The sequence below is a fragment of the Rhizobium subbaraonis genome (genome assembly GCF_900220975.1).
GTDB classification, from domain to species: Bacteria; Pseudomonadota; Alphaproteobacteria; order Rhizobiales; family Rhizobiaceae; genus Mycoplana; species Mycoplana subbaraonis.
Genome location: NZ_OBQD01000040.1, coordinates 1 through 25,759 on the forward strand (window position 1 = coordinate 1; position 25,759 = coordinate 25,759).

At 60.8% G+C, this 25,759-nt stretch carries 26 protein-coding genes and 2 pseudogenes; 15 read left to right on the forward strand and 13 right to left on the reverse strand.

The features are described from left to right. The 4 genes from CRO48_RS29740 to CRO48_RS29755 form a co-directional block, all read left to right on the forward strand. A partial coding sequence (locus CRO48_RS29740) for an ABC transporter permease (RefSeq protein WP_141402147.1) occupies positions 1-332 on the forward strand: 332 nt, incomplete at its 5' end. 245 nt (positions 333-577) lie between these two features. Beyond that, positions 578-1,243 carry a sigma-70 family RNA polymerase sigma factor gene (locus CRO48_RS29745; protein ID WP_097143274.1) on the forward strand — a complete coding sequence of 222 codons (666 nt, stop codon included), beginning with the start codon at positions 578-580 and terminating at the stop codon, positions 1,241-1,243. Positions 1,244-1,245: 2 nt separating this feature from the next. Continuing rightward, positions 1,246-1,716 carry a hypothetical protein gene (locus CRO48_RS29750; protein WP_097143275.1) on the forward strand — a complete coding sequence of 157 codons (471 nt, stop codon included), beginning with the start codon at positions 1,246-1,248 and terminating at the stop codon, positions 1,714-1,716. Between the two features lie 8 nt (positions 1,717-1,724). Further along, a complete protein-coding gene (locus tag CRO48_RS29755) occupies positions 1,725-2,195 on the forward strand; it encodes a periplasmic heavy metal sensor (RefSeq protein ID WP_097143276.1) in 471 nt (156 codons plus the stop codon). A gap of 136 nt (positions 2,196-2,331) precedes the next feature. Here CRO48_RS29755 and CRO48_RS29760 read toward each other — a convergent pair. Beyond that, positions 2,332-2,478, reverse strand: a pseudogene (locus tag CRO48_RS29760) (IS5/IS1182 family transposase); the annotation flags it as partial. Positions 2,479-2,834: 356 nt separating this feature from the next. Here CRO48_RS29760 and CRO48_RS33165 point away from each other — a divergent pair. Beyond that, positions 2,835-3,149, forward strand: a complete 315-nt coding sequence (locus CRO48_RS33165) for a hypothetical protein (RefSeq protein ID WP_235824439.1) — start codon at positions 2,835-2,837, stop codon at positions 3,147-3,149. Positions 3,150-3,252: 103 nt separating this feature from the next. Here the strand turns inward: CRO48_RS33165 and CRO48_RS33330 are convergent, their stop codons facing one another. Next, a complete protein-coding gene (locus CRO48_RS33330) occupies positions 3,253-3,384 on the reverse strand; it encodes a hypothetical protein (protein WP_280952708.1) in 132 nt (43 codons plus the stop codon). A gap of 4 nt (positions 3,385-3,388) precedes the next feature. Between CRO48_RS33330 and CRO48_RS29770 the strand changes: the two genes are divergently transcribed. The 10 genes from CRO48_RS29770 to CRO48_RS29815 all read left to right on the forward strand — a co-directional run bounded on the left by CRO48_RS29770 (position 3,389) and on the right by CRO48_RS29815 (position 16,581). Further along, on the forward strand, positions 3,389-3,838 hold the full coding sequence (locus tag CRO48_RS29770; protein WP_245423716.1) for an SH3 domain-containing protein: 450 nt from the start codon (positions 3,389-3,391) through the stop codon (positions 3,836-3,838). 280 nt (positions 3,839-4,118) lie between these two features. Next, positions 4,119-4,742, forward strand: coding sequence for a DUF3313 domain-containing protein (locus tag CRO48_RS29775; RefSeq protein ID WP_235824440.1), 624 nt, complete (start codon positions 4,119-4,121; stop codon positions 4,740-4,742). Between the two features lie 219 nt (positions 4,743-4,961). Next, positions 4,962-6,014, forward strand: a complete 1,053-nt coding sequence (locus CRO48_RS29780; RefSeq protein WP_097143279.1) for an efflux RND transporter periplasmic adaptor subunit — start codon at positions 4,962-4,964, stop codon at positions 6,012-6,014. Position 6,015: 1 nt separating this feature from the next. Next, positions 6,016-7,107 (forward strand): efflux RND transporter periplasmic adaptor subunit, encoded by a 1,092-nt coding sequence (locus CRO48_RS29785; protein ID WP_235824441.1) that lies wholly within the window; start codon positions 6,016-6,018, stop codon positions 7,105-7,107. Beyond that, complete coding sequence (locus tag CRO48_RS29790) at positions 7,104-10,154, forward strand: efflux RND transporter permease subunit (protein WP_097143280.1); 3,051 nt, start codon at positions 7,104-7,106, stop codon at positions 10,152-10,154. The genes CRO48_RS29785 and CRO48_RS29790 overlap by 4 nt, the downstream gene beginning before the upstream one ends. Before the next feature lie 118 nt (positions 10,155-10,272). Next, a complete protein-coding gene (locus CRO48_RS29795) occupies positions 10,273-11,445 on the forward strand; it encodes an alpha/beta hydrolase (RefSeq protein WP_097143296.1) in 1,173 nt (390 codons plus the stop codon). Positions 11,446-11,731: 286 nt separating this feature from the next. Further along, entirely contained in the window at positions 11,732-14,125 is a 2,394-nt protein-coding gene (locus CRO48_RS29800; protein ID WP_097143281.1) for a phosphoketolase family protein, read from the forward strand. 73 nt (positions 14,126-14,198) lie between these two features. Next, entirely contained in the window at positions 14,199-14,393 is a 195-nt protein-coding gene (locus CRO48_RS29805) for a hypothetical protein (protein WP_097143282.1), read from the forward strand. Between the two features lie 60 nt (positions 14,394-14,453). Beyond that, positions 14,454-15,548, forward strand: coding sequence for a sensor domain-containing diguanylate cyclase (locus tag CRO48_RS29810; protein ID WP_097143283.1), 1,095 nt, complete (start codon positions 14,454-14,456; stop codon positions 15,546-15,548). 100 nt (positions 15,549-15,648) lie between these two features. Further along, on the forward strand, positions 15,649-16,581 hold the full coding sequence (locus CRO48_RS29815; protein WP_097143284.1) for a LysR family transcriptional regulator: 933 nt from the start codon (positions 15,649-15,651) through the stop codon (positions 16,579-16,581). Positions 16,582-16,604: 23 nt separating this feature from the next. Here the strand turns inward: CRO48_RS29815 and CRO48_RS29820 are convergent, their stop codons facing one another. From CRO48_RS29820 to CRO48_RS29870, 11 genes and pseudogenes are all read right to left on the reverse strand, one after another. Continuing rightward, a complete protein-coding gene (locus tag CRO48_RS29820) occupies positions 16,605-16,877 on the reverse strand; it encodes a DUF2274 domain-containing protein (RefSeq protein ID WP_097143285.1) in 273 nt (90 codons plus the stop codon). 4 nt (positions 16,878-16,881) lie between these two features. Then, complete coding sequence (locus tag CRO48_RS29825) at positions 16,882-18,045, reverse strand: TrbI/VirB10 family protein (RefSeq protein WP_210202046.1); 1,164 nt, start codon at positions 18,043-18,045, stop codon at positions 16,882-16,884. Continuing rightward, entirely contained in the window at positions 18,042-19,061 is a 1,020-nt protein-coding gene (trbG, locus tag CRO48_RS29830; protein WP_097143286.1) for a P-type conjugative transfer protein TrbG, read from the reverse strand. Before trbG ends, CRO48_RS29825 begins: the two co-directional genes overlap by 4 nt. Then, on the reverse strand, positions 19,058-19,747 hold the full coding sequence (gene trbF, locus CRO48_RS29835) for a conjugal transfer protein TrbF (RefSeq protein WP_097143287.1): 690 nt from the start codon (positions 19,745-19,747) through the stop codon (positions 19,058-19,060). Before trbF ends, trbG begins: the two co-directional genes overlap by 4 nt. Continuing rightward, complete coding sequence (gene trbL, locus CRO48_RS29840) at positions 19,744-21,117, reverse strand: P-type conjugative transfer protein TrbL (RefSeq protein WP_097143288.1); 1,374 nt, start codon at positions 21,115-21,117, stop codon at positions 19,744-19,746. The genes trbF and trbL overlap by 4 nt, the downstream gene beginning before the upstream one ends. Positions 21,118-21,120: 3 nt before the next feature. Continuing rightward, positions 21,121-21,414, reverse strand: coding sequence for a putative entry exclusion protein TrbK-alt (gene trbK-alt, locus CRO48_RS29845; protein WP_097143289.1), 294 nt, complete (start codon positions 21,412-21,414; stop codon positions 21,121-21,123). Between the two features lie 11 nt (positions 21,415-21,425). Then, positions 21,426-22,178 (reverse strand): P-type conjugative transfer protein TrbJ, encoded by a 753-nt coding sequence (trbJ, locus tag CRO48_RS29850; protein WP_097143290.1) that lies wholly within the window; start codon positions 22,176-22,178, stop codon positions 21,426-21,428. Next, positions 22,175-24,631, reverse strand: a complete 2,457-nt coding sequence (gene trbE / locus CRO48_RS29855; protein WP_097143291.1) for a conjugal transfer protein TrbE — start codon at positions 24,629-24,631, stop codon at positions 22,175-22,177. Before trbE ends, trbJ begins: the two co-directional genes overlap by 4 nt. Positions 24,632-24,642: 11 nt before the next feature. After that, a complete protein-coding gene (locus CRO48_RS29860) occupies positions 24,643-24,924 on the reverse strand; it encodes a VirB3 family type IV secretion system protein (RefSeq protein WP_097143292.1) in 282 nt (93 codons plus the stop codon). Further along, positions 24,924-25,220 carry a TrbC/VirB2 family protein gene (locus CRO48_RS29865; RefSeq protein WP_097143298.1) on the reverse strand — a complete coding sequence of 99 codons (297 nt, stop codon included), beginning with the start codon at positions 25,218-25,220 and terminating at the stop codon, positions 24,924-24,926. Before CRO48_RS29865 ends, CRO48_RS29860 begins: the two co-directional genes overlap by 1 nt. 83 nt (positions 25,221-25,303) lie before the next feature. After that, a pseudogene (locus tag CRO48_RS29870) lies at positions 25,304-25,588 on the reverse strand (P-type conjugative transfer ATPase TrbB); the annotation flags it as partial. Positions 25,589-25,759 lie beyond the last annotated feature (171 nt).

A 25,759-nucleotide genomic window follows, 5' to 3' on the forward strand; every position in this document is an offset into this window, starting at 1 on the left:
GCACGGTGCTTCAGCTGTTCGCCACCACTTCGCTTGGCATCTTTCTCGCGACGGTGGCCGGTTCAATGCCACAGTTCGGTCTTCTCCTGATGCTGGTGCTGCTCCCGCTGCGGGTCCTGTCAGGTGGTGTGACGCCACGCGAGAGCATGCCGCAGATCATCCAGGACATCATGCTCGTCGCACCAGACACCCACTTCGTTATGCTGGCGCAAGCGATCCTGTTTCGAGGCGCGGGCCTGGACGTCGTCTGGCCACAGTTCATGGCGCTGCTGATTATAGGCGTGGCGCTGTTCTTCTTCTCGCTGCGCCGTTTCAGGGCATTCCTGCGCTAGCCCAGCGGTCAGGCCTGCGTGTGCGCGGCATCCTGGGGCAAGGATTGACGATCTGGCCGTAGGGCGATGGAGCGGTGTGAGCGCAACGGTTGAACCTGCGGCCATGCAATTCCCGTCTGCGCGTTTGGCCGGGAAGTCGCCCGCGTGCCTATCGGGATTGCCGCGCAAAATCTCGATCGCATGAGGGGGAAACAGGTGCGCGCCCCCGTATAAGCTGCAAGAGCCGGGAAAAGCGAGCAGCGCACATGCGGGCACAGGAATTGGCAGCGCCATGGCGGGAGATTGAATTCGAATGGGACGCGCTCGCGTTGCTAATCAGGCGGACTCTGGGCACCGGCATGGTCGAACCCAGGGCCTATAACAAAGTTACTGATGACAAACTCCTGTTCTGGTCGGCGCAAGGTGACCGGAGAGCCTTCGACGAAATCATTGTTCGTCACGGTCCGTTTGTTCTAAGTGTAGCCAGCCGCATAAGCCCAAATTTTCGCGATGCTGAGGACATTGCCCAGGAGGCAATGATCAAGGTGTGGAAGCACGCTGGCCGCTTCAACCCAAAGCGCGCTCGATTGAGAACCTGGCTTTATCAGATCGTCGTCAATCTCTGTATTGATCGCCGCCGCCGTAAAGAGCCGGAGTCCCTTCCAGACAACTTTGATGCTGTCGATCCAGGAGCCGCAGCAGACGAGATTTTGACGAGTACCGAGCGCGATGCCGCCCTCGCTGCAGCCATACGCGCATTGCCCGCGAGCCAACAGGCCGCGATGATACTCGTCTACGAGGAAGGCGTATCGGGTGCTGAGGCGGGACGTATTCTTGGGCTATCGGCCAAAGCAATAGAGCGTCTGCTTGCCCGCGCCAGAACGACACTTCGTGAGCGGCTGCTGGCAGAGCGTGATAAACAGGGAGAATAAATATGTTGAAGATCGAACGTTTTACATCTCTGGCGCGAAGTTACGGATCAAATATTGATCTCTGGCCTGTAGAGGTGCAGGCCGATGCGTTGTCTCTGCTAAAAATCTCGAAAGTGGCGCGTACCGTTCTTGCGGAGGAACGCTTGATGGATGATGTGCTCGCGGCGGCGCGCAGGCATCAAGAGATTTCCCTGTGGTCGCCGGGCGAACGCAATGCCGCCCTGGTGCGCCTGAGAACGAACGTCGCTGCGCGAATAGCGCCAGCACCATCCGGGCCGATCCCGTTCGGTGCACGACTTTTTGCGCATGTTCGCGGGCTATGGCCCGATTTGAATTGGATCGGTCTTTCCTCCGGTAGCGGAATAGCAGTGGCCGCGGGACTGTTCATCGGGATGCACTCCCCGAACTTACCCGCCTCCGGTGACCTGCTTTCCACGCTTCAGGTCGCATCGATCCCAATTTTCGCGGAATGAACAGCAATATGGTTCAGAAACAGGTTGGCACAAGAAAATGGCTGCGAATTGCTCTTCCCCTATCACTCGTTTTGAACATGTTCCTCCTCGCTTTCCTGGGGGGGCAAATGCTGCGTGCGACACCGGAGGTTCCAAAAGGTGTTGACCCTCTTGCTCGCATTCTGGCTGTTGCGGAAGCGACCCTTTCTGCTTCTGACTTCAAGTCATTCCGCCAGACTCTTCTCCAAGAAGAACCGCGATATGCGCGAGCCGTAAAGAACGTTACCCAGGCGCGGCAAGAAATGCTGAAGCAGATATCTTCTGACCAATATGATCCTGTCGCAACACTGACGGCCCTCAGTGCAACGCAGTCCGCCTGGACGGAGTTTATGGACGCAATCGGCGGTCCGTTGGTGGATGCGATAGGTCAAATCTCCCCGGAAGGAAGACGCAAGGTGCTTGGCGATCAAAATGCAAAGGGAATACTGCGTGTTCCCTAACAAGGGGCGATCCGACGGGGGCTAGACCCATCCGTTATCGCGTGATCGCCTTCTTTTTAAGAAGTTAGTGAGGACTGTGTGAAGTGCTCGCTTGCGGAAGTACGGACTGTCGCGGCAGCAGACGCACATTCCAACCCGATAAATTGAATGTATGCTTGAGGATTCCCAGCCGGATCGGCAGCGGCGGCATATCTGATCCATCCTGATAAACCTCGCCAAAATGCTCTTCCAGAAACGGCCAGACGATCGTCTGCGCCAACTGGACCAGCTCGCGCTGCATGTCCCTCCCTTAATGTCGCTCACCAGAAGATCTCAGGTCTGCATAGCAGCTCCAAAAAAATGCAGCGGGAGTGTCGCATCGGGGGGCGCGCTTCGTATCAGTAGCAATTCATCCATTTGGGGAAGCTGCTCATGATCGAAAAATACCGACCTAGACCCACCGCAGCGGCGGCGCGAACAGGGGCGGCTTGCCCCCGGCGCCGATCGATCATGGAACAGGCCTATCTTTCAGAAAGTGCTGTTGCCTCGAGCGCTTGGCAGCAGGCCGGATGGCGATTGCCGTTAGCCCGATTCCACGTTGTGGCTAAGAGAAACAGTCACGGAGATCGGCGCTCTACTCAGGATTACAGGTGACGGACGATGAGAAAGAGGAGCGGTTTTATCTGTCTCACCCTGATTCTGTTCATCGGAATATTCGGCTCGGTCAGCGCAGTTGCCCACGAGCGGGCTTCTACGATCCCTTGGGAAAACGAACCCATCGAGGCCGTTTGTTTCCCAACGGATAACGAAAGGCCGGATGCCGTGTGCGTCACTCTTTATGCCGATCAGGACGGATACGAGCTGTGCGTCGCCGACATGATGGCTTCAAGGGAGAGATGCGTCAGCAATTACCCCTCTGGCGATCCGGAAGATGAAGGCCCGGAAGACAATCGTTGGAGCGTGTTCGATCTGTAAAGGTCCGAGCGCATTCCACAGGTGCTGTTGAGTGCCCAGCACACAGGATCGATCACTTCAAAAGGAGAAATGACATGAACAGAAAAATGTGGATCACGCGTCGCTATGTGCTTGGCGCATTTGCGGCAATGTTGGTGGCCGTGATGTCCAGCCCCGCGTTGGCGGCAACGAGAGGCGCGACAGTCTCCAGCGTCAACCTGAGGGCCGGCCCGGGGACATGGTATCCAGTCGTCATGACAATGCCGCCCAGTGCAGCTTTGACCATCTATGGATGTCTCGACGCGGCCTCCTGGTGCGACGTCTCGTGGGGAGGCGCGCGCGGCTGGGTTTCTTCGAACTATGTCAGTGTTTATTATCAGGGTCAGACAGTAGCTCTTTCGCCGGCGCTCATTCCGATGATCGGATTGACCGTTGTCGCCTTCAATCAGGCTTACTGGAATACCCACTATGCCGCCCAGCCCTGGTACGGAAGCTGGAGCACGTATTATCGTACCGGGCCGGCTTACGGTGGCGCCGCGCGAGGTGGCTGCGTTGGAGCTGCATGCGGTGGTTCCGCTGTTGTTCGCGGCCCTAACGGCGGCGGCGCAGCAGTACGAGGAGTATGCGGCCCGGAACGCTGCGCCGGTGGCGCAGTCGTGCGGCAACCTGGTGGCGGACTCGAGTTCCACAGGGGCGTAATGCAGCGTTAAGACGAACCTCGTTCCGGTTCGGAGACGAACACGCGCCGGCCGTTCATATCCGGATCGCTAGCTATGACGCAAGCCAGGCCGAGGCGGATCACCGCCTCGGGATTTTCGTTCAAAAGCTGAGGACCATTCTGCCGGTGAACAAAACACCTGACAGCGGGCCATGCACATGAGGTGAACCTTGGATACTCGTGCAAATAGCCAAGCCCCGATTTCCGGTCCGTCCCAAGCGCCTCGGAGGCGGTCTTCCAATATTTGGTTGCGCGGCCTGGTGGCTTGCGTAATGGCACTCGTCCTCGCCGCCTGTGCGACAACGCCGCCACCGTCTGTAGCTCTGTCTTCGTCGGCGTTTCTGCGCCCGACCTCGGACAAGACGAAACCTTATGCCTACCGTCGTCCGGATGTGAATTTCGCAGCCTATGTAAGCATCATTATCCCACCCACAGCGATCTACGCCGGGCCGGACGCACAATTCGGCAAGATGTCGGCCACCGACCGGCAGGCACTCGCCAGCTACATGCATCAGGAGTTTTCCAAGGTCCTCGGCCGACGCCTTCAACTCGTTGCACAGCCCGGACCAGGGACGTTGCGCGCCAGGCTGACGCTGACCGGTGCAGAAGCAAGCACACCGGTGCTATCCACCGTTTCGCATGTTCTTCCGGTCGGCCTCGTCGTCAATGCGGGCGCTCAGGCCACTGGCGGTCGTGGCACATTCTCCGGCTGGGTGTCCTATGCCGTCGAGATCGAGGATGCCCAGACCGGCACCCTGCTCTACGCACATGTTGCGAGCAGGAGCGCCAACGCACTCGACATCACGGCCAATTTCGGGGGGCTCGACGCGGCGAAGGCCGGGGTGCGCTCGGCGGCGGACCAACTGGATAAGGAGCTGGCCGGCGGCACCAGATAGCTGAGGACGCCAACTGTGCCAGCCGCTTCACTCAAAGCGGCTGGAAGCGTCCTGACGTCAAAACCTAACAGACGCGGTGGGCCAGAAGTTTACCGGTTCAAAGCCGCGCAGACGATTGCAGGAGATCATACTCTGACTGGTAGTTATTCAAAGAAGCACGAACGACATGGTGCCGGCAGGTATACGCATCGGAGTCGCCTTTCCACCATTCAATTCCGCATGATTGGTCTCGGTTTGATCGGCCTGTTGCTTGCCGCATGCGACGACAACGCCAAGACAACAGCCGCGCCACCGCAATCGGTCCGTGTAGTTCACGCTGCAATGATCGAGCATCAGCGCAGCACAGGTGTCACAGGCGAGATACGAGCGCGCATACAGACCGACCTCGCTTTCCGCTCTGCCGGCAAGGTCATAGAGCGGCGGGTGGATGTCGGTTCACACGTGCATGCCGGAGATGTCCTGGCACGGATCGACGACACCGAGCAGCGCGCGGACGTGGAATCCGCTGAGGCTGGTCTTCTGGCGGCGCAAGCGACACTCAATCAAAAGAACCTCGCGTTTCAGCGCTATCAGACATTGGTGGAGACACGCGCCATCGCCCAGTCGACCTACGACCAGGCGAAGGAGGAACTGGCAACGGCAGAAGGGTCGCTGGAATCCGCCAAGGCGTCCCTGGCGATCGCTCGCGATGCACTCTCTCACACCGAACTCAAAGCCAATGCCGACGGCATCATCACGGCGCGAAGCGTCGAGGTGGGCCAAGTCGTATCAGCCGCACAAGCTGCTTTCTCGCTCGCCCATGACGGTCCGCGCGATGCGGTCTTCGATGTCTTTGAAGCATTTTTCCTGGCGGGCCCACCGGGCGACGAAGCGACCGTGGCACCGGTCTCGAATCCTGGCGGCGGTATCCCTGCAAAGGTGAGAGAGGTCGCGCCGGTCATCGATACGACGACTGGAACGATCCGCGTGAAACTGGCGCTCCCCGATGATATCCAGTGGTCCCTTGGAACTCCCGTAATAGGCACTTTTCATACGCCTCCGGACACTGCAATCACACTGCCATGGAGTGCGATGGCGTCAGACGACGGGAAGCCCGCGGTGTGGATCGTGGATGCAACAACACGAACCGTCGCGCTTCGCCCCATCACTGTCGCAAGTTACCGGGCAGGCGAGTTCACTGCTGCAAAAGGGATTTCCGCACAGGAACTTGTCGTTACGGAAGGCGGCAAGTTCCTGCGCCCCGAGCAGGTCGTGAATTGGGAGGGCGACTGACATGAAGCGTCCCTCCCCGGCCATGCTGCTCTTCATTGCGACGGTCTGCGCCTCCTCCTTGTCCTATCATTCCGCTACTGCGGAAAACGCACCGCCACGACCGGTAGTCTGGATGAACGTCGCTGCCGATCGTTCCGAAGCCATGGGTTTCGCCGGTGTGGTTCAGCCGCGCGTGGAGACTGAACTCGCCTTCCGGGTTCTTGGCCGTGTCATCGCACGGCGGGTGGAGACAGGCGACGTCGTCAGGAAGGGTGACATTCTCGCGGAGATCGACCCGCTCACGCTGCAACTCACCGTGATCAGCGCCCGGGCCGATCTCAGAAATGCGAATGCCCAGCTGGAGAATGCCGCGATCAACGAGCGACGCAAGCGCATGCTCACTGCTACCAATACGGCCAGCGCCGCCGATCTCGAACTGGCCGAGCAGGGCCTCAAATCGGCAGAGGCGAATGTCACGCAAGCGCAAGCCAATCTGGCAAAAGCCAACGAGCAGCTCGGCTATGCACGATTGGAGGCTGACTTCGACGGCGTGATCACCTCGACCTCCGTTGAAGTGGGCCAGACCGTTACAGCCGGACAGTCCGTCCTGAAACTTGCACGCCTCGATCAGCGCGATGTCGTCATCGACGTTCCTGAGGCGCAGGTTTCGTTTATCCGTTCGTCCACCCATATCGACGTAACGCTGCAACTCGACGACCGCTTGCGGACATCCGGGCAGGTACGCGAAATCGCTCCGCAGGCCGATGCAGACACCCGAACCTACAGGGTGAAGATCGCCCTGGACAAGGCGCCCGACGTCTTTCGCTTCGGTGCGGTCGTAACCGCCACATTCACAGACGGCGGGCAGGCTCACGACGTCGTGCTGCCCCGCTCGGCTATCGTCGAGAAGGACGGCGCCCCCGCCGTCTGGGTCATCGATCCGCATGCCCTGACCGTGTCGTCCCGCGCCGTTCTCCTGGATCATACCGGGCCGGAAGACCCGATGGTGCGGGTCGATTCAGGCTTGAATGCGAATGAGGGAGTTGTGGTTGCGGGCGTCAGCGAACTTCAGGAGGGACAAAAGATCAGGCTTGGACAGGAGTTGCACCCATGAAGAATTTCAACCTTTCGGACTGGGCGCTCGAACATCGTTCCTTCGTCTGGTATTTCATGATCGCCTTCGCGGTCGCCGGTATGTACGCTTATCTCAACCTCGGACGGGAGGAGGATCCGTCCTTTACCATCAAGACGATGGTGATCCAGGCCCAATGGCCGGGCGCTTCTGCCGAAGAGGTCACCCAGCAGGTCACCGATCGTATCGAGAAAAAGCTCCAGGAGCTCGACAGCCTCGATCGGACGCGGAGCCTCACGACCGCCGGCAAAACCACGATCTTCGTCGATCTTCTTCCGACGACCAAGGCACGCAATGTCCCGGCGACATGGCAGCGCATCCGCAACATGATCGGCGATATCCAGCAGCAGTTTCCGTCCGGCGTCGTCGGGCCGTTTTTCAACGATCAATTCGGCGATGTTTACGGAAATATCTTTGCCTTCACCACGGAAGGCTTGAACCAGAGGCAGTTGCGCGATCTCGTCGAGGATGCCCGCACCAAGGTCCTGACAGTGCCGAATGTCGGCAAGGTCGACATCATTGGCGCTCAGGACGAGGTGATCTATCTGGAGTTCTCCACCCGCAAGATCGCAGCGCTCGGCATCAATCAATCCGACATCGTCGAAACCCTGCAAAAGCAGAATGCCGTCACCCAGTCGGGCTTCGTCGACGCCGGGCCGGAGCGCATCGCGCTACGCGTCGGTGGCCGCTTCATCTCCGAAGATAGCCTCCGGGCGATCAACCTGCGCGTCAACGATCGCTTTTTTCCGCTGACGGATGTTGCAACCGTCAAACGTGGTTACGTCGATCCTCCCTCGTCGCTGTTCCGGTTCAACGGCAAGCCGGCGATCGGGCTTGCAATCGGAATGAAGGCCGGTGGCAATCTGCTTGAGTTTGGTCACGCTCTTGACGAGATGATGGAGCGCATCGTCCAGGATCTGCCGCTCGGCGTGTCCGTCGATCATGTCTCCGATCAACCAGCCGTGGTCGATGAAGCCGTTTCCGGCTTTACCAGAGCCCTGTTCGAGGCGGTCGCCATCGTGCTTGCCATCAGCTTCATCAGCCTTGGCCTGCGCGCCGGGCTGGTTGTGGCGATCTCCATCCCGCTGGTGCTCGCCATCACCTTCATGGTGATGCAATATTCCGGTATTTCCCTGCAGCGCATCTCGCTCGGTGCTCTCATCATCGCGCTCGGTCTTCTGGTCGACGACGCGATGATCGCCGTCGAAATGATGGTGGCCCGCCTGGAGGTCGGTGACACTCTGCGCAAGGCTGCGACCCATGTCTACATATCGACTGCCTTTCCGATGCTGACCGGCACGCTGGTCACCGTCGCAGGCTTCCTGCCGATCGGTTTCAACAACAGCAACGCCGGCGAATTCACCTTCACGCTATTCGTCGTACTCGCGGTTTCGCTGACCGTGTCCTGGATTGTCGCCGTCCTGTTCACCCCGCTGCTGGGCGTGACGATCCTGCCGAAGACGATGAAAAAGCACGAGGAGCACAAGAGCCGTATGGGCGCCGCCTTCTCATGGCTGCTTCAGCTCTGCCTTCGCTTTCGCTGGGTGACCATCATCGTAACAATTGCCGCGTTTGGTCTGTCCGTTGCCGGCATGTCGCTGGTTCAGCAGCAATTCTTTCCCGCGTCCGACCGTCCGGAGCTTATCGTCGACTGGAACCTGCCGCAAAACAGTTCTATGGCCGAGACGAGCCGGCAGATGGCGCAATTCGAGCGGGAAAAGCTCACCGGCAATCCCGATATCGATCACTGGTCGAGCTATGTCGGCAGGGGCGCCCCGCGCTTCATCCTGTCCTTCGACGTCCAGCCCGACGATCCCACCTTCGGCCAGATCGTCATCGTCTCGAAGGGTATTGAGGTCCGCGACCGGCTCAAGGCCGACCTGCAGGCCTATTTGCTGAAAACCTTCCCGGGCACCGACGCCTTCGTCAGGACACTGGACATCGGCCCGCCGGTGGGCAAGCCAATCCAGTATCGCATCTCCGGTCCCGACATTCAAAAGGTCCGCGACCTGGCGCAGAAGACGGCTGGTATCGTGATGTCGCACCCTTCCCTGACCGGCCTCGTCTTCGACTGGAACGAGCCGGCGCGCGTCGTGAAGGTCGACGTCCTTCAGGACAAGGCCCGGCAGCTCGGGGTCTCGTCCGAAGATATCGCGACCGCCCTCAACGGTGTCGTCCAGGGTGCGACCGTGACACAGGTCCGCGATGCCATCTATCTGATCAATGTTGTCGGACGGGCAGAAGCGAAGGAACGCGCCTCCATCGACAGCCTGCTCGACCTCCAGCTGCCAAACTCCAGCGGCAAATCCATCCCGCTCTCTTCCGTGGCCAGATTCGATTACGGCCTGGAACAACCGACGATCTGGCGGCGCAACAGAATACCAACGATCACGATCAAGGCGGGTGTTCGCGACAACCTGCAGCCTGCCACGATTGTCCGGCAGCTCGATCCGAAGATAGAAGAACTGAAGGCCTCTTTGGAACCGGGATACGATATTGCCATCGGCGGTACTGTCGAGGAGAGCGCCAAGTCCCAAGCGCCGATCATAAGCGTGGTGCCGGTCATGATTTTCGTCATGACAACGCTTCTGATGACGCAGCTTCAAAGCTTCCACAGGTTGTTCCTTGTCTTCTCGGTCGCTCCACTTGCGCTGATCGGCGTCGTTGGCGCGCTGGTCTTGAGCCAGGCGCCATTGGGTTTCGTCGCAATCCTCGGCGTGCTCGCCCTGATCGGTATCCTCATCCGGAACTCGGTGATCCTGATCGTCCAAATCGAAGACCTGCGCACAACAGGAATCCCGCCGTGGCAGGCCGTCGTCGAGGCGACGGAGCATCGGATGCGACCGATCATGCTGACGGCCGCCGCTGCGACCCTGGCGTTGATCCCCATCTCAAGAGAGGTGTTCTGGGGACCGATGGCCTACGCCATGATGGGCGGCATCGTCGTCGGAACCGTCCTGACCCTGCTGTTCCTTCCCGCTCTCTATGTGACCTGGTTCAGGATTCCCCGCGATGTCGAACACAATTGATTCCACGGCATCGCTGCGACGGCTTTCGTCACTGGATGCCGTTGCCGCCCGAAAAGCCTGCTTACGCAATTCACGCGCGTGGCGAAGGCGCATCATATTGTTTCCGCTCCTTCTTTCCATGCTCGGCGGCTGCGCTGGCCGGCCGGAAAATGTCCTTCAGCCCGTGGCTTTGACGACGAACGACACAAGCCGCGTCGACATGCTGGTCGCGACCACCCGAAAACCCGCCGCAGATCCCGGCGAGCTTTATTCCGGAGAGCGCGGAACGGCGATCTCGCTCAACAACCTCACCGTTTCCATCCCGCCGGATGATGGGCGGAAGATCGGGGAGGTCCAGTGGCCGAAGCGCGTGCCCCCCAACCCTGCGAAAGAGTTCGCCGTGCTCAAGGACGAGAAGGTGATCTCAGAGCAGCAGGCGCTCAACTGGTTTCGCAAGAACCGGAATGCAAAGCGGCAGGTGATCATCTTCGTGCATGGCTTCAACAACACCTATGCGGATGCCGTCTTTCGTTTTGCCCAGATCACTCATGACGCCGGAACCGATGCCGCTCCGATCCTGTTCACCTGGCCCTCCCGCGCCAGCGTTCTCGGCTATCTCTACGACAAGGAAAGCACGAACTATTCACGCCGTGCCCTGGAGGATTTGATCATCCAGGCTGCCCGCAGCCCTGACGTCGGCGATATCACCATCCTTGCCCATTCCATGGGAACATGGCTGACGGCCGAGGCTCTGCGCGGGATCGCGATGCGCGAAAAGACGATCCCGGCGAAGGTCCGCAACGTCGTGCTGGCGTCGCCCGATATCGATGTCGACGTCTTCCGCCGCCAACTCATAGAGATGGGACCGAAGCGGCCGCAGTTCACCATTTTTGCCTCGACACGCGACCGGGCGCTTGAGGTATCGAGATGGATCTCCGGCGGAGTCAACCGTGTCGGCGGTGTCGATACCACCGCTTATACCGGCGTGCTGAAGCAGCTTGGGATCACGGTGATCGATACCAGCACCGTGCGTTCCAAGGACGCCCTCGGCCACAACGCCTTTGCCGATAGCCCGGAAATCATCGGGCTCCTGGGGAAACGCCTGGCTGGTCAATCCCTCGAGGGCGGTCAGGTGACATTGGCCGATCACGTCGGGATGGCGGCAATCGGTACGGTCAATCTGGCCGGCTCCGCGGCGAGAACTGTCGTTGCAGCCCCGATGTCGGTGGTCAGCCCCGAAGCACGGAAGATCTTGCAACAGGAACTATCCGGGACATCAGGGGGCCTCGTCAATGGACAGATCGCTTACTGAACGTCAGCGAGGCTGTATCATTCGCTTTACTATGAAGGGAAATCGGCAATGAACACCATTCAGGCAACACCGGCGGCTGTTACTGTTGTTGGCAATAATCTTCTGTATTTAATGAAACACAATCGCGTCTGCATTTTCACTTGCCATCATCCAGCATGAATGGATATATGGTCGCCGGCAGTCATCGCATGATGACATGAAATTAACCTGTCGGTTCAGGGGGATGCTGGCCTTTCCCATGTCAGCCAAACTGCTGACGTATTTGGGGCGAGCTGAGGGCGGGAATATGCAGCAAGAAAAATTCATCACGACAGCCTCATTGGACGCCGGGGAAATCAATCTCATCCATCGCTACTGGTGCGCCGCCAACTATCTGTCGGTCGGCCAGATCTATCTTCTCGACAATCCGCTCCTGCGCGAACCGCTCCAGGCCCAGCATATCAAGCCGCGCCTGCTCGGCCACTGGGGCACGACGCCGGGGCTGAACTTCATCTATGCGCACCTGAACCGGGTGATCAAAGCCCGTGATCTCGACGTCATCTATATCTGTGGCCCCGGCCATGGCGGGCCGGGCATGGTGGCCAATACCTATCTGGAAGGCATCTATAGCGAGATCTATCCGGAGATCGCCGAAACGACCGACGGGATGCGAAAACTGTTCCGCCAGTTCTCCTTCCCGGGCGGCATTCCGAGCCATGCGGCGCCGGAGACGCCCGGATCGATCCACGAAGGCGGCGAGCTCGGTTATGCGCTGGTTCATGCCTATGGCGCGGCCTTCGACAACCCGGACCTGATCGTCGCCTGCGTGGTGGGTGACGGCGAGGCGGAAACCGGTCCGCTGGCAGCAAGCTGGCATTCCAACAAGTTCATCAATCCGGCCCGCGACGGTGCGGTTCTGCCGATCTTGCACCTGAACGGCTACAAGATCGCCAATCCGACTCTGCTTTCGCGCATCGGCGACGAGGACCTGAAGAAGCTGTTCGAGGGCTACGGCTACGAGCCGCTCTTCGTCGAAGGCCATGAGCCCGAGGTGATGCACCGGCTGATGGCCGGCGCGATGGACAGGGCGATGGAGCGTATCCGGGCGATCCAGGATAGGGCGCACGGCGGTGCCTCCCCTGCCGAACTGCCGCGCTGGCCGATGATCGTGCTGCGCAGCCCGAAAGGCTGGACCGGTCCGAAGGAAGTGGACGGCAAGAAGGTCGAAGGCTTCTGGCGCGCCCATCAAGTGCCGGTTTCCGGCTGCCGGGAAAATCCGGATCACCTGAAGATACTCGAAGACTGGATGCGGAGCTACGATCCGGAAGATCTGTTCACTGCCGATGGTGGGCTGAAGCCGGAACTGAAGGCGCTCGCGCCAGAAGGCGACCGGCGCATGGGCGCCAACCCGCATGCCAATGGCGGCCTCTTGCGCAAGGAACTGAAATGCCCGCCGCTTTCCGACTACGCGGTCGACGTGCCGGAGCCCGGCAAGACCGTGGTGCAGACGACGGAAATCCTCGGGCGTTATTTGCGCGACATCCTGACCCTCAACGACGCGGAGAAGAATTTTCGCATCTTCGGCCCGGACGAGACGGAATCGAACCGGCTGGGTGCCGTGTTCGAAGTGACCGACCGCGTCTGGATGGAGAAGATCGAACCCTATGACGTACATCTGTCGCCCGACGGGCGGGTGATGGAAGTGTTGTCGGAGCATCTGTGCCAGGGATGGCTGGAAGGCTATCTGCTGACCGGTCGGCACGGCTTCTTCTCCTGCTACGAAGCCTTCATCCATATTATCGACTCGATGTTCAACCAGCATGCCAAGTGGCTGAAGGTGACGCGCGAGCTGGAATGGAGAAAACCGATCTCGTCGCTCAACTATCTGCTCACCTCGCATGTGTGGCGGCAGGACCATAACGGCTTCTCGCACCAGGATCCGGGCTTCGTCGATCTCGTCGCCAACAAGAAGGCGGACATCGTCCGCATCTACCTGCCGCCGGATGCCAATACGCTGCTCTGGGTCGCCGACCATTGCCTGAAGACCTGGGACCGGATCAACGTGATCGTTGCCGGCAAGCAGCCGGAACCGCAATGGCTGGCTATCGAGGACGCCGCCAAGCATTGCGAGGCGGGCATCGGCATCTGGGACTGGGCGGGCAACGAGGAGGATACGGTTTCACCCGACGTGGTGATGGCCTGCGCCGGCGACGTGCCGACGATGGAAACATTGGCGGCGGTGACCATCCTGAGGGAAGCGATCCCGGACCTGAAGATTCGCGTCGTCAACGTCGTCGACCTGATGACGCTGCAGTCGAAGGACCAGCATCCGCACGGGATTTCCGACGAGGACTTCGACCGGCTGTTCACCACCGAGCGGCCGGTGATCTTCGCCTATCACGGCTATCCCTATCTCATCCATCGGCTGACCTACAAACGCACCAACCATCAGAACATCCATGTCCGAGGTTTCGTTGAGGAAGGCACGACCACGACGCCCTTCGACATGACGGTGCTGAACCAGCTCGACCGCTACCACCTCGCCATCGAGGCGATCGAGCGCGTGCCGGGGCTGAAGGAAAAGGCCGGTCATGTGGTCGAAAGCCTGCGCGGCAAGCTGCAGGAGCATTTCGCCTATGTCCGTGAACATGGCGAGGATATGCCGGAAATCAGGGACTGGGCATGGCGATCCGGTTCTTAGCTTGCGACAGTAGAACAACATCCAGTCTGTCCCCGCCCCAGAGCGTTTGTGACAGGAATTCGAGACGGTTCCCATGGTTCGTATCCTAGCCCAAGCAATTCTGTCTGCTGCAGGCGTTGTGGTGGCCCTCTTCGTTTCGAGAGACGCGGTGGGTTTTCCCGTCTACGAAATGGTCGGCGCGCTGTTGTTGATCGCAGCTTTGGCCGTCATCGTCTGGTACGGCCCGCGTGTTGTTAAAGCGCTCTTCGGCCCCCGCTCGAAAGAATGATCGAGCAGGGCAAGGAAGGTGCGCGTGATACGGAACAGCAATCCTTCCTGAAGCCATGAAATGCTCGAAAACGGAAAAATTGCGAAGGTAAACGATGCGGAGTTGCAACAGGAGATAGCGTTGGAAGAGTTTCTTGAGCGAGTAAAACATACCGGGCTCTCGCTTCGGGACATGCACATCATTCTTGATGCTCTGCCAATTCCAATCTCGTGGGCGGCAATACCAGCGGGTAAGATTCAGTTCATGAATCGTGCTTTCAAGGAGACCTTCGGTTATGACGAAAGTCATTTCGAAACCATGGATGCGTGGATTGAACAAAGCTATCCAAAAATGGAACAGCAACTCTTAGCTCGTGAGTACTGGCACCGTCTGCGGAGAGCCGATTCCACCGGAATATCCAAAGTAGAACCATTGGAACTGGACGTGGTGTCGGCGGATGGCGGTATCGTTACCGTCAACCAGCGTGGCATCCTTCTACATGACATAGGGGTCGGGATTGCTACATTCGAGGATGTCTCCGAGCGAAAGCGGGTGGAGGAGACGCTAAGACGCGTCGCCTTCGAAGACCCATTGACGAGCCTTGGTAATCGGCGGCGGTTGTCAGCAAAATGGAACAGTATCGCAACGTCTTATGAAAACGACGTGCGGCCGATGATCGCTCTTATTCTGATCGATCTCGATGAATTCAAGCCAATCAATGATCTACTGGGACATGATGCCGGTGACGAAGCGCTGTTCTTGATAGCCAACAGGCTTCGCGCATGTGTTCGCAGCGACGATGCTGTGTTCCGATTGGGTGGGGATGAGTTTGCCATTCTCGTAGAGAACATGGGATCGCCATACCAGGCAGAACAAGTCTGCCGACGTGTCGAAAGAGCGCTCAAGCAGCCCATCCAGATTGGCGGGACGAGGACTGTGCTTGGTGCAAGCGTTGGCGTGAGCCTCTATCCTGACGACGCGACTGGTCTGGCGCAACTCATGAAACATGCCGATGAGGCACTCTATCGAATTAAGCGGGCCAGCAAGGGTGGGTGGGCATGGTTCTCGCCGCCGGAAGCCACGAGATATCCGAAGAGCTCACCGCAACGCAACGTGCATGACCGCGAGCGGCCGAGGAACAACCGGCCGAACAAGTCAAGTTGGCAGCATAGATGAATGGCGAAGTGAGCAGGCGAAAGCAAGGGACTGGATCCGGTCTTCAAGAGCCGAATAGTCGCTTAGCGATTACCTCTAAGACAGCATAAAAGACTGTTGGATGCCGGATCTCGCGCTTGACCTGCGATATTTACGATATGCATTGTTGGTCGCCGAACACGGAAGTTTTCGCCGTGCGGCGGATGCGGTTGGCATGTCCCAATCTACTGTAAGCCGCCGGGTCCAACTGCTTGAACGACGTCTTGGTGTACCCCTCTTTACTCGTAGTCGCACCGGAGCAAAGCTAACCGTTGCAGGAGCGCGGTTTCTGCAAAACGCCGCATTCGGTGCATCCCATTTGCATCAAGCTGTGAAGGACATGCAAACGGCGCATCACGGCGACACAGGTGAGATACGAATCGGGCTGATGACGTCCCTGGCAAGCGGATTTCTTTCAGATCTCGTAGGCGAATATCATTCCCGCTTCCGCGGTGTAGAGGTAAAAATAGAGGAATCGACGTCCGAAGTGGCAGCCGCCAATCTTCTCAGCGGCCGTATCGATGTGGCCTTTCTTCCGGGAGAGCCTCAGTTAGCCGGTTGCAAAACGGTTCAACTGTGGACCGAGCGACTTTTCCTTGCGCTGCCAAAACGGCATCCTCTTGCAACGGCAGAGAGCGTTTCCTGGGCAGATGTGCGCAACGAGACATTCCTGATCCCGGCCGGTATCGCTGGTGCGGAATTGGATCAATATCTACTGCGGCAGCTTTCCAAATCCGATTCCGAACCGAGAATATCCATTCAGGGAGTCGGACGAGACAATCTTTTGAACATGGTCGGAGAAGGGTTCGGCATTTCGCTCATATTGTCGTCAACGTCCGGCGGTGCACACAAGGAAGTCGTGTTCGTTCCCATCTCGGATGGCCTGGAAGACATTCGCTTTAGTGCTGTCTGGTCGGCAAAGAATCATAATCCTGCACTGAAGCACTTTCTGGACCTTGCTACTGGAAAAGCCCGGTGGAAGGCAATTGTCAATCTGACCGACAGCGCTCGGTGAGCAATGCCGGCTGCTCCGGTACTTTAGCGCGATTCGTCAATCTTTGGTGGTTGAGACGATGCGCCGGAAAAACCCAGAACAGCGCGCTTTTGCTTTGCGAAGCCGCGATCGGTCGTAATGAATCGCTGAAGCATAGGCACGATCAGCTTGGCGGGATCGGCCGACGATTGGCCTTGTTGCTGACGGTGGAGCAGCTCCGCATAGGCAACAAGATCCCGATATAGCGGTCCGGGAAGTTCAATACTCACCTTGACGGGCTTGTCGTCGACGAGCGGCTCGAGTTTCAATTTTGTCATCGGGCTAACCTCTATAGGGCTCCATCACAAGGTCTCGGGTGACGATGATCCGCACCGGGAAACCTGGCCTGATGGTGAGCGTGGGCGCGATCTGCAACTGGCGGCGGATGATCTGCTGACCAGCATCGTTGATGGTATCTTGCGCACCATTGCGGATAGCCTGAACCAGCCGGTCTTCGTCATCCATGGCAAGCTCTGCGCCGACCGCGAGCAACGTCGAGAGGCCAGCAGCTTTCGCCAGATCCCACCAGTGGTAGTCGACGCCGTCCTCGAGACCGGCATAGCCCTGCGTGTCGGCGCCGGGCTGTCGTTCGAGGACGATGGATCGGCCATTCGGGAATATCAGCCGGTTCCAGACCAGCAGGACACGCCTCTGCCCGAAACCGACATTGTTGTCGTATTGGCCGATGATGCGGGTTCCTTGCGGTACGAGCAGGATGCGGCCGGTCGGGCTGTCGTAGATGTTCTCGGTGACCTGGGCGGTAATCTGGCCGGGGAGATCGGAGCGAATGCCGGTGATCAGCGCTCCGGAGATTACCGAACCGGCCTGCAGCACATAGGGCGACACCGGCGGCATCACGCGATCGGCCGCCACAGTGCGTCGGTCGACGGCGGCGTTGAGGAAGGCGACCTGTCGGTCCTGCGCAGTAGGAGTGCCAGCCTGATCGAGACCGGCAAGATTTGTGGTCGTATTCGCGTCAGGCGCTATTGCGCTTGCCGTCGTGCGTGTTTCCGTCTGGAAGAACACGCGGCTGGTTCGGGCGGATTCCGCTTCGGCGAGGCGGCGTTGTTCGGCCGGATCGACACCCGGCGCTGTCGGCACAACAACAGGCTGGCCACGATCCTGCGCACTGAGGATCGGACGGCCGAGATCGCCGGGCAAAGCCGGCCCCAGGATCGGGCCGGTATAGTCCCGCGGCAGGCCTGCCAGACCGTCGGCCGTGGTCCGGTTCTCGGTGGAATAGAGTTCTTCGCCACCATTGCCACGATCTCGGGTCTGAAGAGCATAGATCAACGCGCCACCGATGCCGAGCGATGCGACCAGGCCAAGGCCGAGGAGCACCCTGCGCGACAGCCTGGTGACGCGTGGTGGTTCTGCCCGCAAGCGCATGGGTGTGACAGGATTGAGCGCCGGAGTTGCTTCTTGACTGTTGCCGGCCTCGCTCATGACGACCGTCCTCCTTCTTTGTCTCGGACAACCGGCGCCTGTACTACGCCGTTTGTCCGGACGATCCTCACGGTCTGCAGATGCTTGCCGCTGCCAAGGCGCAGCTCGGCCGCACCGAAGAGACGGTCCACGATCAGGATGTTCCGATAGATACGGGTATTGGCGATTTGCGCTTCACCCTCTGGGCCGATGACGAACAGGGGCGGAAACTCCCCTTGCACTATGCCGCGCGGGAATTCGACATAGACCTTGCGGCCATCGTCATAGACGGAGACGGGCCGCCACGGCGGCGTGTCTCCGGTGAGACCGTAGCGGTAGTTTCGTGCCACGACAGCCGGAATAGCCGGCGTGTCCGGAATGGACTGCTGCGAGCCCGGCACCTGCGGGTAAGACCAGGCGATCGACGGCATGTAGGGCGTTTCGCCGGATCGCAGTTCGAGCATGTAGGTGCGTCGATCGGTGGAAATCACCAGATTGGTGGTGATGTCGGGGCGCGAGGGTTTCACAAGGACATGGACGCGCCGGGTGGTGCCGCTGCCGCTCTCGGTGTCGCCGATAATCCAGCGTGTGGTGTCGCCGGCAGCGATCGGCCCGGCTCCGGTCAGGCTTTCGCCGGGTTCAAGCGTGATGTCGGTGATCTGGCCGGGTGCGGCATAGACCTGATAGAGGGCGCCTTCGCTCCAGGGATAGATCTGGATTGCATTGTAGTAACCATCCCGGCGTGGCTCGACACGGGCCGCCGCATTGGCATTCTGAACCCGGCCGGTCGGCGTGGTTGCGGTGGCACCCCCACGCGCCGGCGTCCAGCCCGGCGGAATGTGCAGCGGCTTCGGGCGCTCATCCCTCAGCACGGTGGGAACGACCGGCAATGCCGGCACATCGGAATCGTAGCGGATCTGCGGCGGCTTCTGCGGCGTGGCGCATCCGGCCAGCGCAGCGGTGGAAAGGAGCACGGCGACAATGGCGGGTTTGCGGAAAGAAGGGGTTCCGGTTGTACGGATCGGCGACTTCTTCATTCGCCCATCTCCCGCGACCACGATATTGCATTGACATAGATGCCGAGGGGATTGGCCTTGAGTCGATCAGCATCGCGGGGCGTCTGGATCACTATGGTCAGGATCGCGGTCCAGCGCTCGGTGGTGGAAAGCTGTCCGTTCTCGTATCGGCGCTCGATCCAGGCGACGCGGAAGCTGTCGGGAGATGCGCGAATGACGCTGGAAACCTCGACGGCAACCTGCTGCTTGCCGACCTTGGTGAACGGGTCATTGCTGCGCGCATAGTCGTTCAGCGCCGTCGCGCCCCGATCCGTCGTCCAGTCATAGGCGCGGAACCAGTTCTGGCGCACGATGATGGGATCGGCGGGAATGCTCCTGACCTGTTCGATGAAGCGCGCCAGATGCCACGCGACCTGCGGATCTGTTGGACGATAGTCGGCCGTGGCGGCGGCGACGGTCTGTGCCTGACCGAGCTTGTCGACCTCCACGACCCAGGGCACGACGGTCCCTCGCGTGGACTGCCAGACGAGTGCTGCGGCAAAGCCTGCCGACAGGATCAGGCTTCCAAAGGCCATGAACCTCCAGTTCTTCGCCTGCACGCGGGCCGAGCCGATGCGCTCATCCCAGACCTGTGCGGCCTTCTGATAGGGTGTCTCGGGTTGCGGCGTCTTGCCGTAGTGGGTTGCCGGTCGTTTGAACAAGCTCATGAGCGGTCACTTTCGGAGAGATTAACGGAAGAGCCGCCGCCATGACTGTCGCCGGAACGAACGGCATGGGCGGCCGCGGAAACGCCGTGGCTGAAGTGCTGGCTGCGTTTCATGCGCCTGGCCCAATCGGGGGCGCCATTGCCCGAAGCTGCGGGGGTGGCGGCAAAGGAATCATCATTGGCGGCTTCGGCACCGCCGACCGTGCCGAGGGTGGAAAAGCCGCCGGTGGCGCTGAAGCCGCCTTTCACGCCTCCGGAGAAATCCGATTTAACGCTTTCGGACGCACGACCGATCGCGCGCTTCAGAGGCGAGACGGTGGCGGAGCCTGCTCCTCGCGCGACACCGCCGAGACCGGACGCCACACCGGCAGCGCCGGTCTGCCCCATCGATCCGAGATTGTAGGCGGTCGAGGCGGCACCTGCCGCCGCTGCGCCACCACGAACGGCAGCAGCGCCGCCGGACAGTGCCGCAGCCCCACCGCGCAAGGCCAGGCCAGCCGCACCGCCTGCGGCAAGTGCAGCACCTCCGACGGCGAGGCCGGTGCCAACGGCAGCACCAGCACCAAGTTGCGGGCCTCCGGAAACCAGACCGTTGGCAATGCCCGGTCCGAAGATGCCGAGGCCGAGCAGGGAAAGTGCTGCGAGCACGATCGCCATCGCGTCGTCGATCGTCGGCGTGACCCCGCCGAAGCCGGAGGTGAACTCGCTGAACAGCGTCGAGCCGATGCCGATGATGACAGCGAGCACCAGCACCTTGATGCCGGAAGAGACGACACTGCCGAGGACCCTTTCGGCCATGAAGGCCGTCTTTCCGAACAGTCCGAACGGGATGAGGACAAATCCGGCGAGAACGGTCAGCTTGAATTCGATCAGCGTGACGAACAACTGGATCGCCAAAATAAAGAAAGCCAAGAGGACGAGCGCCCAGGCGAACAGCAGGCATGCGATCTGGATGAAATTCTCGAAGAACGCGACCCAGCCCATGAGGTCGGAAATGGATTCCAGGAGCGGCCGGGCCGCGTCGAGACCGACTTGCGCCACCCGGCCGGGACGAAGGAGGTCCGCCGTCGAAAAGCCGGTGCCGGAGCCTTTGAGGCCGAGGCCGGCGAAGCTCTCGAAGATGATCCTCGCCAGATTGTTCCAATTGTCGATGATGTAGGCGAAAGCCCCGACGAACAGGGTCTTCTTCACCAGTCGAGCGATGATGTCGTCGTCGGCGCCCCAGCTCCAGAACAGGGCGGCGAGCGTCACGTCGATGACGATCAGCGTGGTGGCGATGAAGGCGACCTCGCCGCCGAGAAGACCGAACCCGCTGTCGATATAAGAGGTGAAGACCCCGAGGAAATTGTCGATGACGCCGCTGCCGCCCATGGATCACTGTCCTTCGATGGTCTGTGGGGCGGCCGGTACGGACGTCCTGCCGAGGAAGCGGTCTCGCGTTTGCGACCAGATGCGCAGGCATTCGGCGTCGTTCGTTGCGGCCTGCCCGAGCTGCTGGCACCGGCGCTGTCCAACGCGAAGTGGATCTGCCGGCGATCCGACGGCGGCCGTGGGGCGTGTCCATGGTGCGGGCGCCTCTCTCCTTCTGAGCATTTCGGTCGCCGTCGCGGTGATCGCGACGGCGACAAAGACGACGGCGCCCAAGCGGGCCAGCATCTTGCCGTCCATGGCCCACGCCCTCAGTTGAACATCTTGGCGCTGCCGGCCTGATAGCCGGAGCCCGGCGTCAGGAAGCGCTCGCGCTGCACGCGACCCTGTTCGGCCGCGGCGGCGCGTTCTGCCTCGGTGAGCGCGGTGGACCGGCCATTGGCGGCAAGCAATGCCGTGAGGTCGGAGAGCTGCTGCGACTGGAGGGCGAGAAGCTGATTGCCTGCCTGTGCAGCCTGAAGCGCGCCGGTCGCGCTCTGGCTCTGACCAACCAGTTGCGACATCTCGGTGCGGTTGGTATCGATATTGCCAACGACGGTGGCCTGCACGCGCATGGCGTCCTGAAGTCCGCCGACGCTGTTCCTCCAGCGCTCCTTGGCATCGGCAACAAGCTGCGCATCGGTGGCCGACAGCGACACGTTGGCGTATTTCGACTGAAACGCCTGATCGATCTGGCCGACATCGAAGGCGATGTTCTGCGCCCGGCTGAGAAGCTGCTGCGTGCGCTGAACGGATTGCTGTATCTGCTGGAGCGACGAATACGGCAGGCTCGCCAGATTGCGGGCCTGGTTGATGAGCATCTGCGCTTCGTTCTGAAGCGAGGTGATCTGGTTGTTGACCTGCTCCAGCGCCCGCGCGGCAGACAGCAGATTTTGCGAGTAGTTCGTCGGGTCGTAGACGATCCAGGCGGCGGAAGCCGGCGGCGCCAGAACCAGCGAAGCCGGGCCTGAGACGGCAAGAAAGGATGCGGCAAGCAGCGCCGTGCGGGAATAACGGGTGTTCATGAGGAAGTCTCCTTATCGGGCTGGGGGATGAGATTGGCGAGGGCGGGAATGAGGTCGGCGGCCCAATCGACGCCGCGCAGGCGCAGCCAGGCGGCAAGGAAGCCGTCCCGGCCGTGCTCGGCGAAGATGCGGGCGATGGCGGACTGATCGGTTTTCGAGGAGGCGGCCGTCAGTGCCAGGCCGACTTCGGACAGGCCGAGATCGAACAGGCGGTTCCCCCGGCGGCTCTGGCAGTAGTAGTCTTTTTTCGGGGTGGCCCTCGCGAGGATCTCGATCTGGCGCGCATTCAGTCCGAAGCGCTGATAGATGGCGGTGATCTGCGGTTCGACGGCGCGTTCGTTCGGGAGAAGAAGACGCGTCGGGCAACTTTCGATGATCGCCGGTGCAATCGCCGAATTGTCGATGTCGGAGAGCGACTGCGTGGCGAAGATGACCGAAGCGTTCTTTTTCCTGAGTGTCTTCAGCCACTCCCGCAACTGCCCGGAAAAGGCTTCGTCATCGAGCGCCAGCCAACCTTCGTCGATGATGAGCATGGTGGGCGAGCCGTCGAGCCGGTCGCCGATACGATGGAACAGATAGGACAGGACGGCCGGAGCAGCACCCGTGCCGACCAGGCCTTCGATTTCAAAAGCCTGCACCGACGCGCTGCCGAGATGTTCGGTTTCAGCATCGAGCAGCCGACCGTAGGGACCACCGATGCAATAGGGCCTGAGCGCCTGCTTCAGGTCGGTTGATTGCAACAGTACTGTCAGGCCGGTGATGGTGCGTTCCTCGACCGGCGCCGAGGCGAGCGAGGTCAGCGCCGCCCAGATGTGCTCCTTGACATCCGGCGTGATCGCGATGCTCTCGCGCGTCAGGATGGCGACGATCCAGTCGGCCGCCCAGGCGCGTTCCGGCATGTCATGGATGCGCGCAAGCGGCTGGAGCGAGACAGAAAACGCATTCCCCTCGGTGAGGTCGCCGCCGAGATCATGCCAGTCGCCGCCCATGGCAAGGGCCGCGGCCCGGATCGAGCCGCCGAAATCGAACGCGAACACCTGGGATTGAGCGTAGCGCCGGAACTGGAGCGCCATGCAGGCGAGTAGCACGCTCTTGCCGGAGCCGGTCGGCCCGACGACCAGCGTGTGCCCGACGTCGCCGACATGAATGGAAAGCCGGAACGGGGTGCTTCCCTCGGTCTTGCCGAAGAGCAAGGGGGCGCTACCGAGATGGTCATCCCGTTCCGGTCCCGCCCACACGGCGGAGAGGGGGATCATGTGGGCAAGATTGAGCGTCGAGATCGGCGGCTGGCGGACGTTGGCATAGACATGCCCCGGCAGCGAGCCGAGCCAGGCATCGACGGCATTGATGGTTTCGGACATCGCTGTGAAGTCCCGGCCCTGCACGACCTTCTCGACAAGCCGGAGCTTTTCGTCGGCAAGGCGGGGATCGGTGTCCCACACGGCAATGGTCGCCGTGACATAGGCCATGCCGGCATAGTCGGCGCCGAGCTCCTGAAGCGCGATGTCCGCGTCGGCCGCCTTGTTCGCCGCGTCGGTGTCCACGAGAACCGACGCCTCGTTGGTCATGACTTCTTTCAGGATCGCAGCGATCGACTTGCGCTTCGCAAACCACTGACGGCGAATTCGTGTGAGCAGCCGGATGGCGTCGGTCTTGTCGAGCAGGATGGCGCGCGTCGACCAGCGATAGGGAAAGGCAAGCTTGTTCAGTTCATCGAGAACTCCGGGCGTGGTCGCGGTCGGAAAGCCGACGATGGTGAGGATGCGCAGATGGGTGTTGCCAAGGCGCGGTTCCAGCCCGCCGGTCAGGGGCTGATCGGCCAGCAACGCGTCCAGATACATCGGCGTCTCGGGAACCCGGACGCGATGCCGGTTGGTCGAGACAGTGGAATGCAGGTAGGTCAGCGTCTCGCTGTCGTCGAGCCAGTCGCATTCCGGCATGAAGCCGTCGAGCAGCGCCAGCACGCGATCGGTGCGATCGATGAAGCCGCGCAAGATCTCGTTCGGATCGACGCCGGAGCGTTCACGGCCCTCATAGAGCCAGGTCTCGGCGCGGGCTGCGTCCTCGGCATGCGTGAGATAGGTGAAGGTGAGGAAGTAGCCGGAAATGAAATGGCTGCCCTGTTCCTCGAAATCGGCCTTGCGCTCGGCATCGAGCAATGCCGAGGCCGGATCTGGAAAACGGCTGTCGGGATAGGTTGCGGCCTCCTGGCGCTGCGCTTCCACGAAGATCGCCCAGCCAGAGCCGAGACGCCGGAAGGCATTGTTGAGGCGCGCGGCGACGGCGACCAGTTCGGCAGCGACGGCGGATTCGAGGTCTGGACCGCGAAATTGCGCGGTCCTTTGCAGCGATCCGTCCTTGTTCAGAACGACGCCCTCGCCGACGAGCGCGGCCCAGGGCAGGAAATCCGCGAGGCGGCTGGCGGTGCGGCGATATTCGGCAAGGTTCAGCATGGTCGCGCTCCTCAGACCGCAAGGTGACCAGGGATGCGCAGATGACGGCGACCGACTTCCACGAACAGCGGATCGCGTTTCGCCGCCCAGACGGCGGCGAAATGGCCGACTGCCCAGATGGCGAGACCTACCAGCCAAAGGCGCAGGCCGAGGCCCACGGCTCCGGCGAGCGTTCCGTTCATGATGGCGATGGCGCGCGGAGCGCCGCCGAGCAGGATGTGTTCGGTCAGCGCCCGATGGACCGGGACATTGAGCCCCGGCACATCGTCGATCCGTAAGAGCGCCCCGGCCATCAGACCAGTACCCCGCCGCCGAAGGAGAAGAAGCTCAGGAAGAAGGAGCTGGCGGCGAAGGCAATCGACAGGCCGAAAACGATCTGGATCAGCCTGCGAAAACCGCCGCTTGTGTCGCCGAAGGCCAGCGCCAGGCCGGTGGCGATAATGATGATGACGGCGACGATCTTGGCCACCGGCCCCTCGATGGATTCGAGGATCGACTGAAGCGGCGCCTCCCACGGCATGGAGGATCCGGAAGCATGAGCCGGCACGGCCGCCATCATCATAACGACGGCGAGCGTAGTCGGTCCCATGAGGTGCCGACGGATGCCGCGCAGAACGGACGGTGCGCACGCCTGATCCGGCGCCGTGGGCAGGATGGGCGGAACATGGGAGGTCATGACTGTTCTCCTTTCGGGAGTGGTTGGCGATCAGGGGAAAGGTGAGCGGAAGCGACCCGGTAATCGCCGTCGGGGTCGAGCCCTTCGACGCGGGCGAGTTCGGAGAGCCGGCGCACGGAACCGCGACCGGAGAGAACCGCCACAATGTCGATGGTCTCGGCGATCAGTGCCTTGGGGACGGTGACGACAGCTTCCTGGATGAGCTGCTCGAGACGGCGGAGCGCGCCGATGCTGGTACCGGCGTGGATGGTGCCGATGCCGCCGGGATGTCCCGTTCCCCACATGTGTGGACGGCCCGTGGAATGCAAGACTCTGTATCGATGGGATCGGTCAGGTTCAGTCATGTGTCCGGCCTTTTATCGTGGCATTGTAGCCACTGGCCCTGATGAAGTCCGCGGATGGAGAGCCAATCAATTTGTCGAGCTCAAGGCTCTGGGGGAACCTAGGCTTTG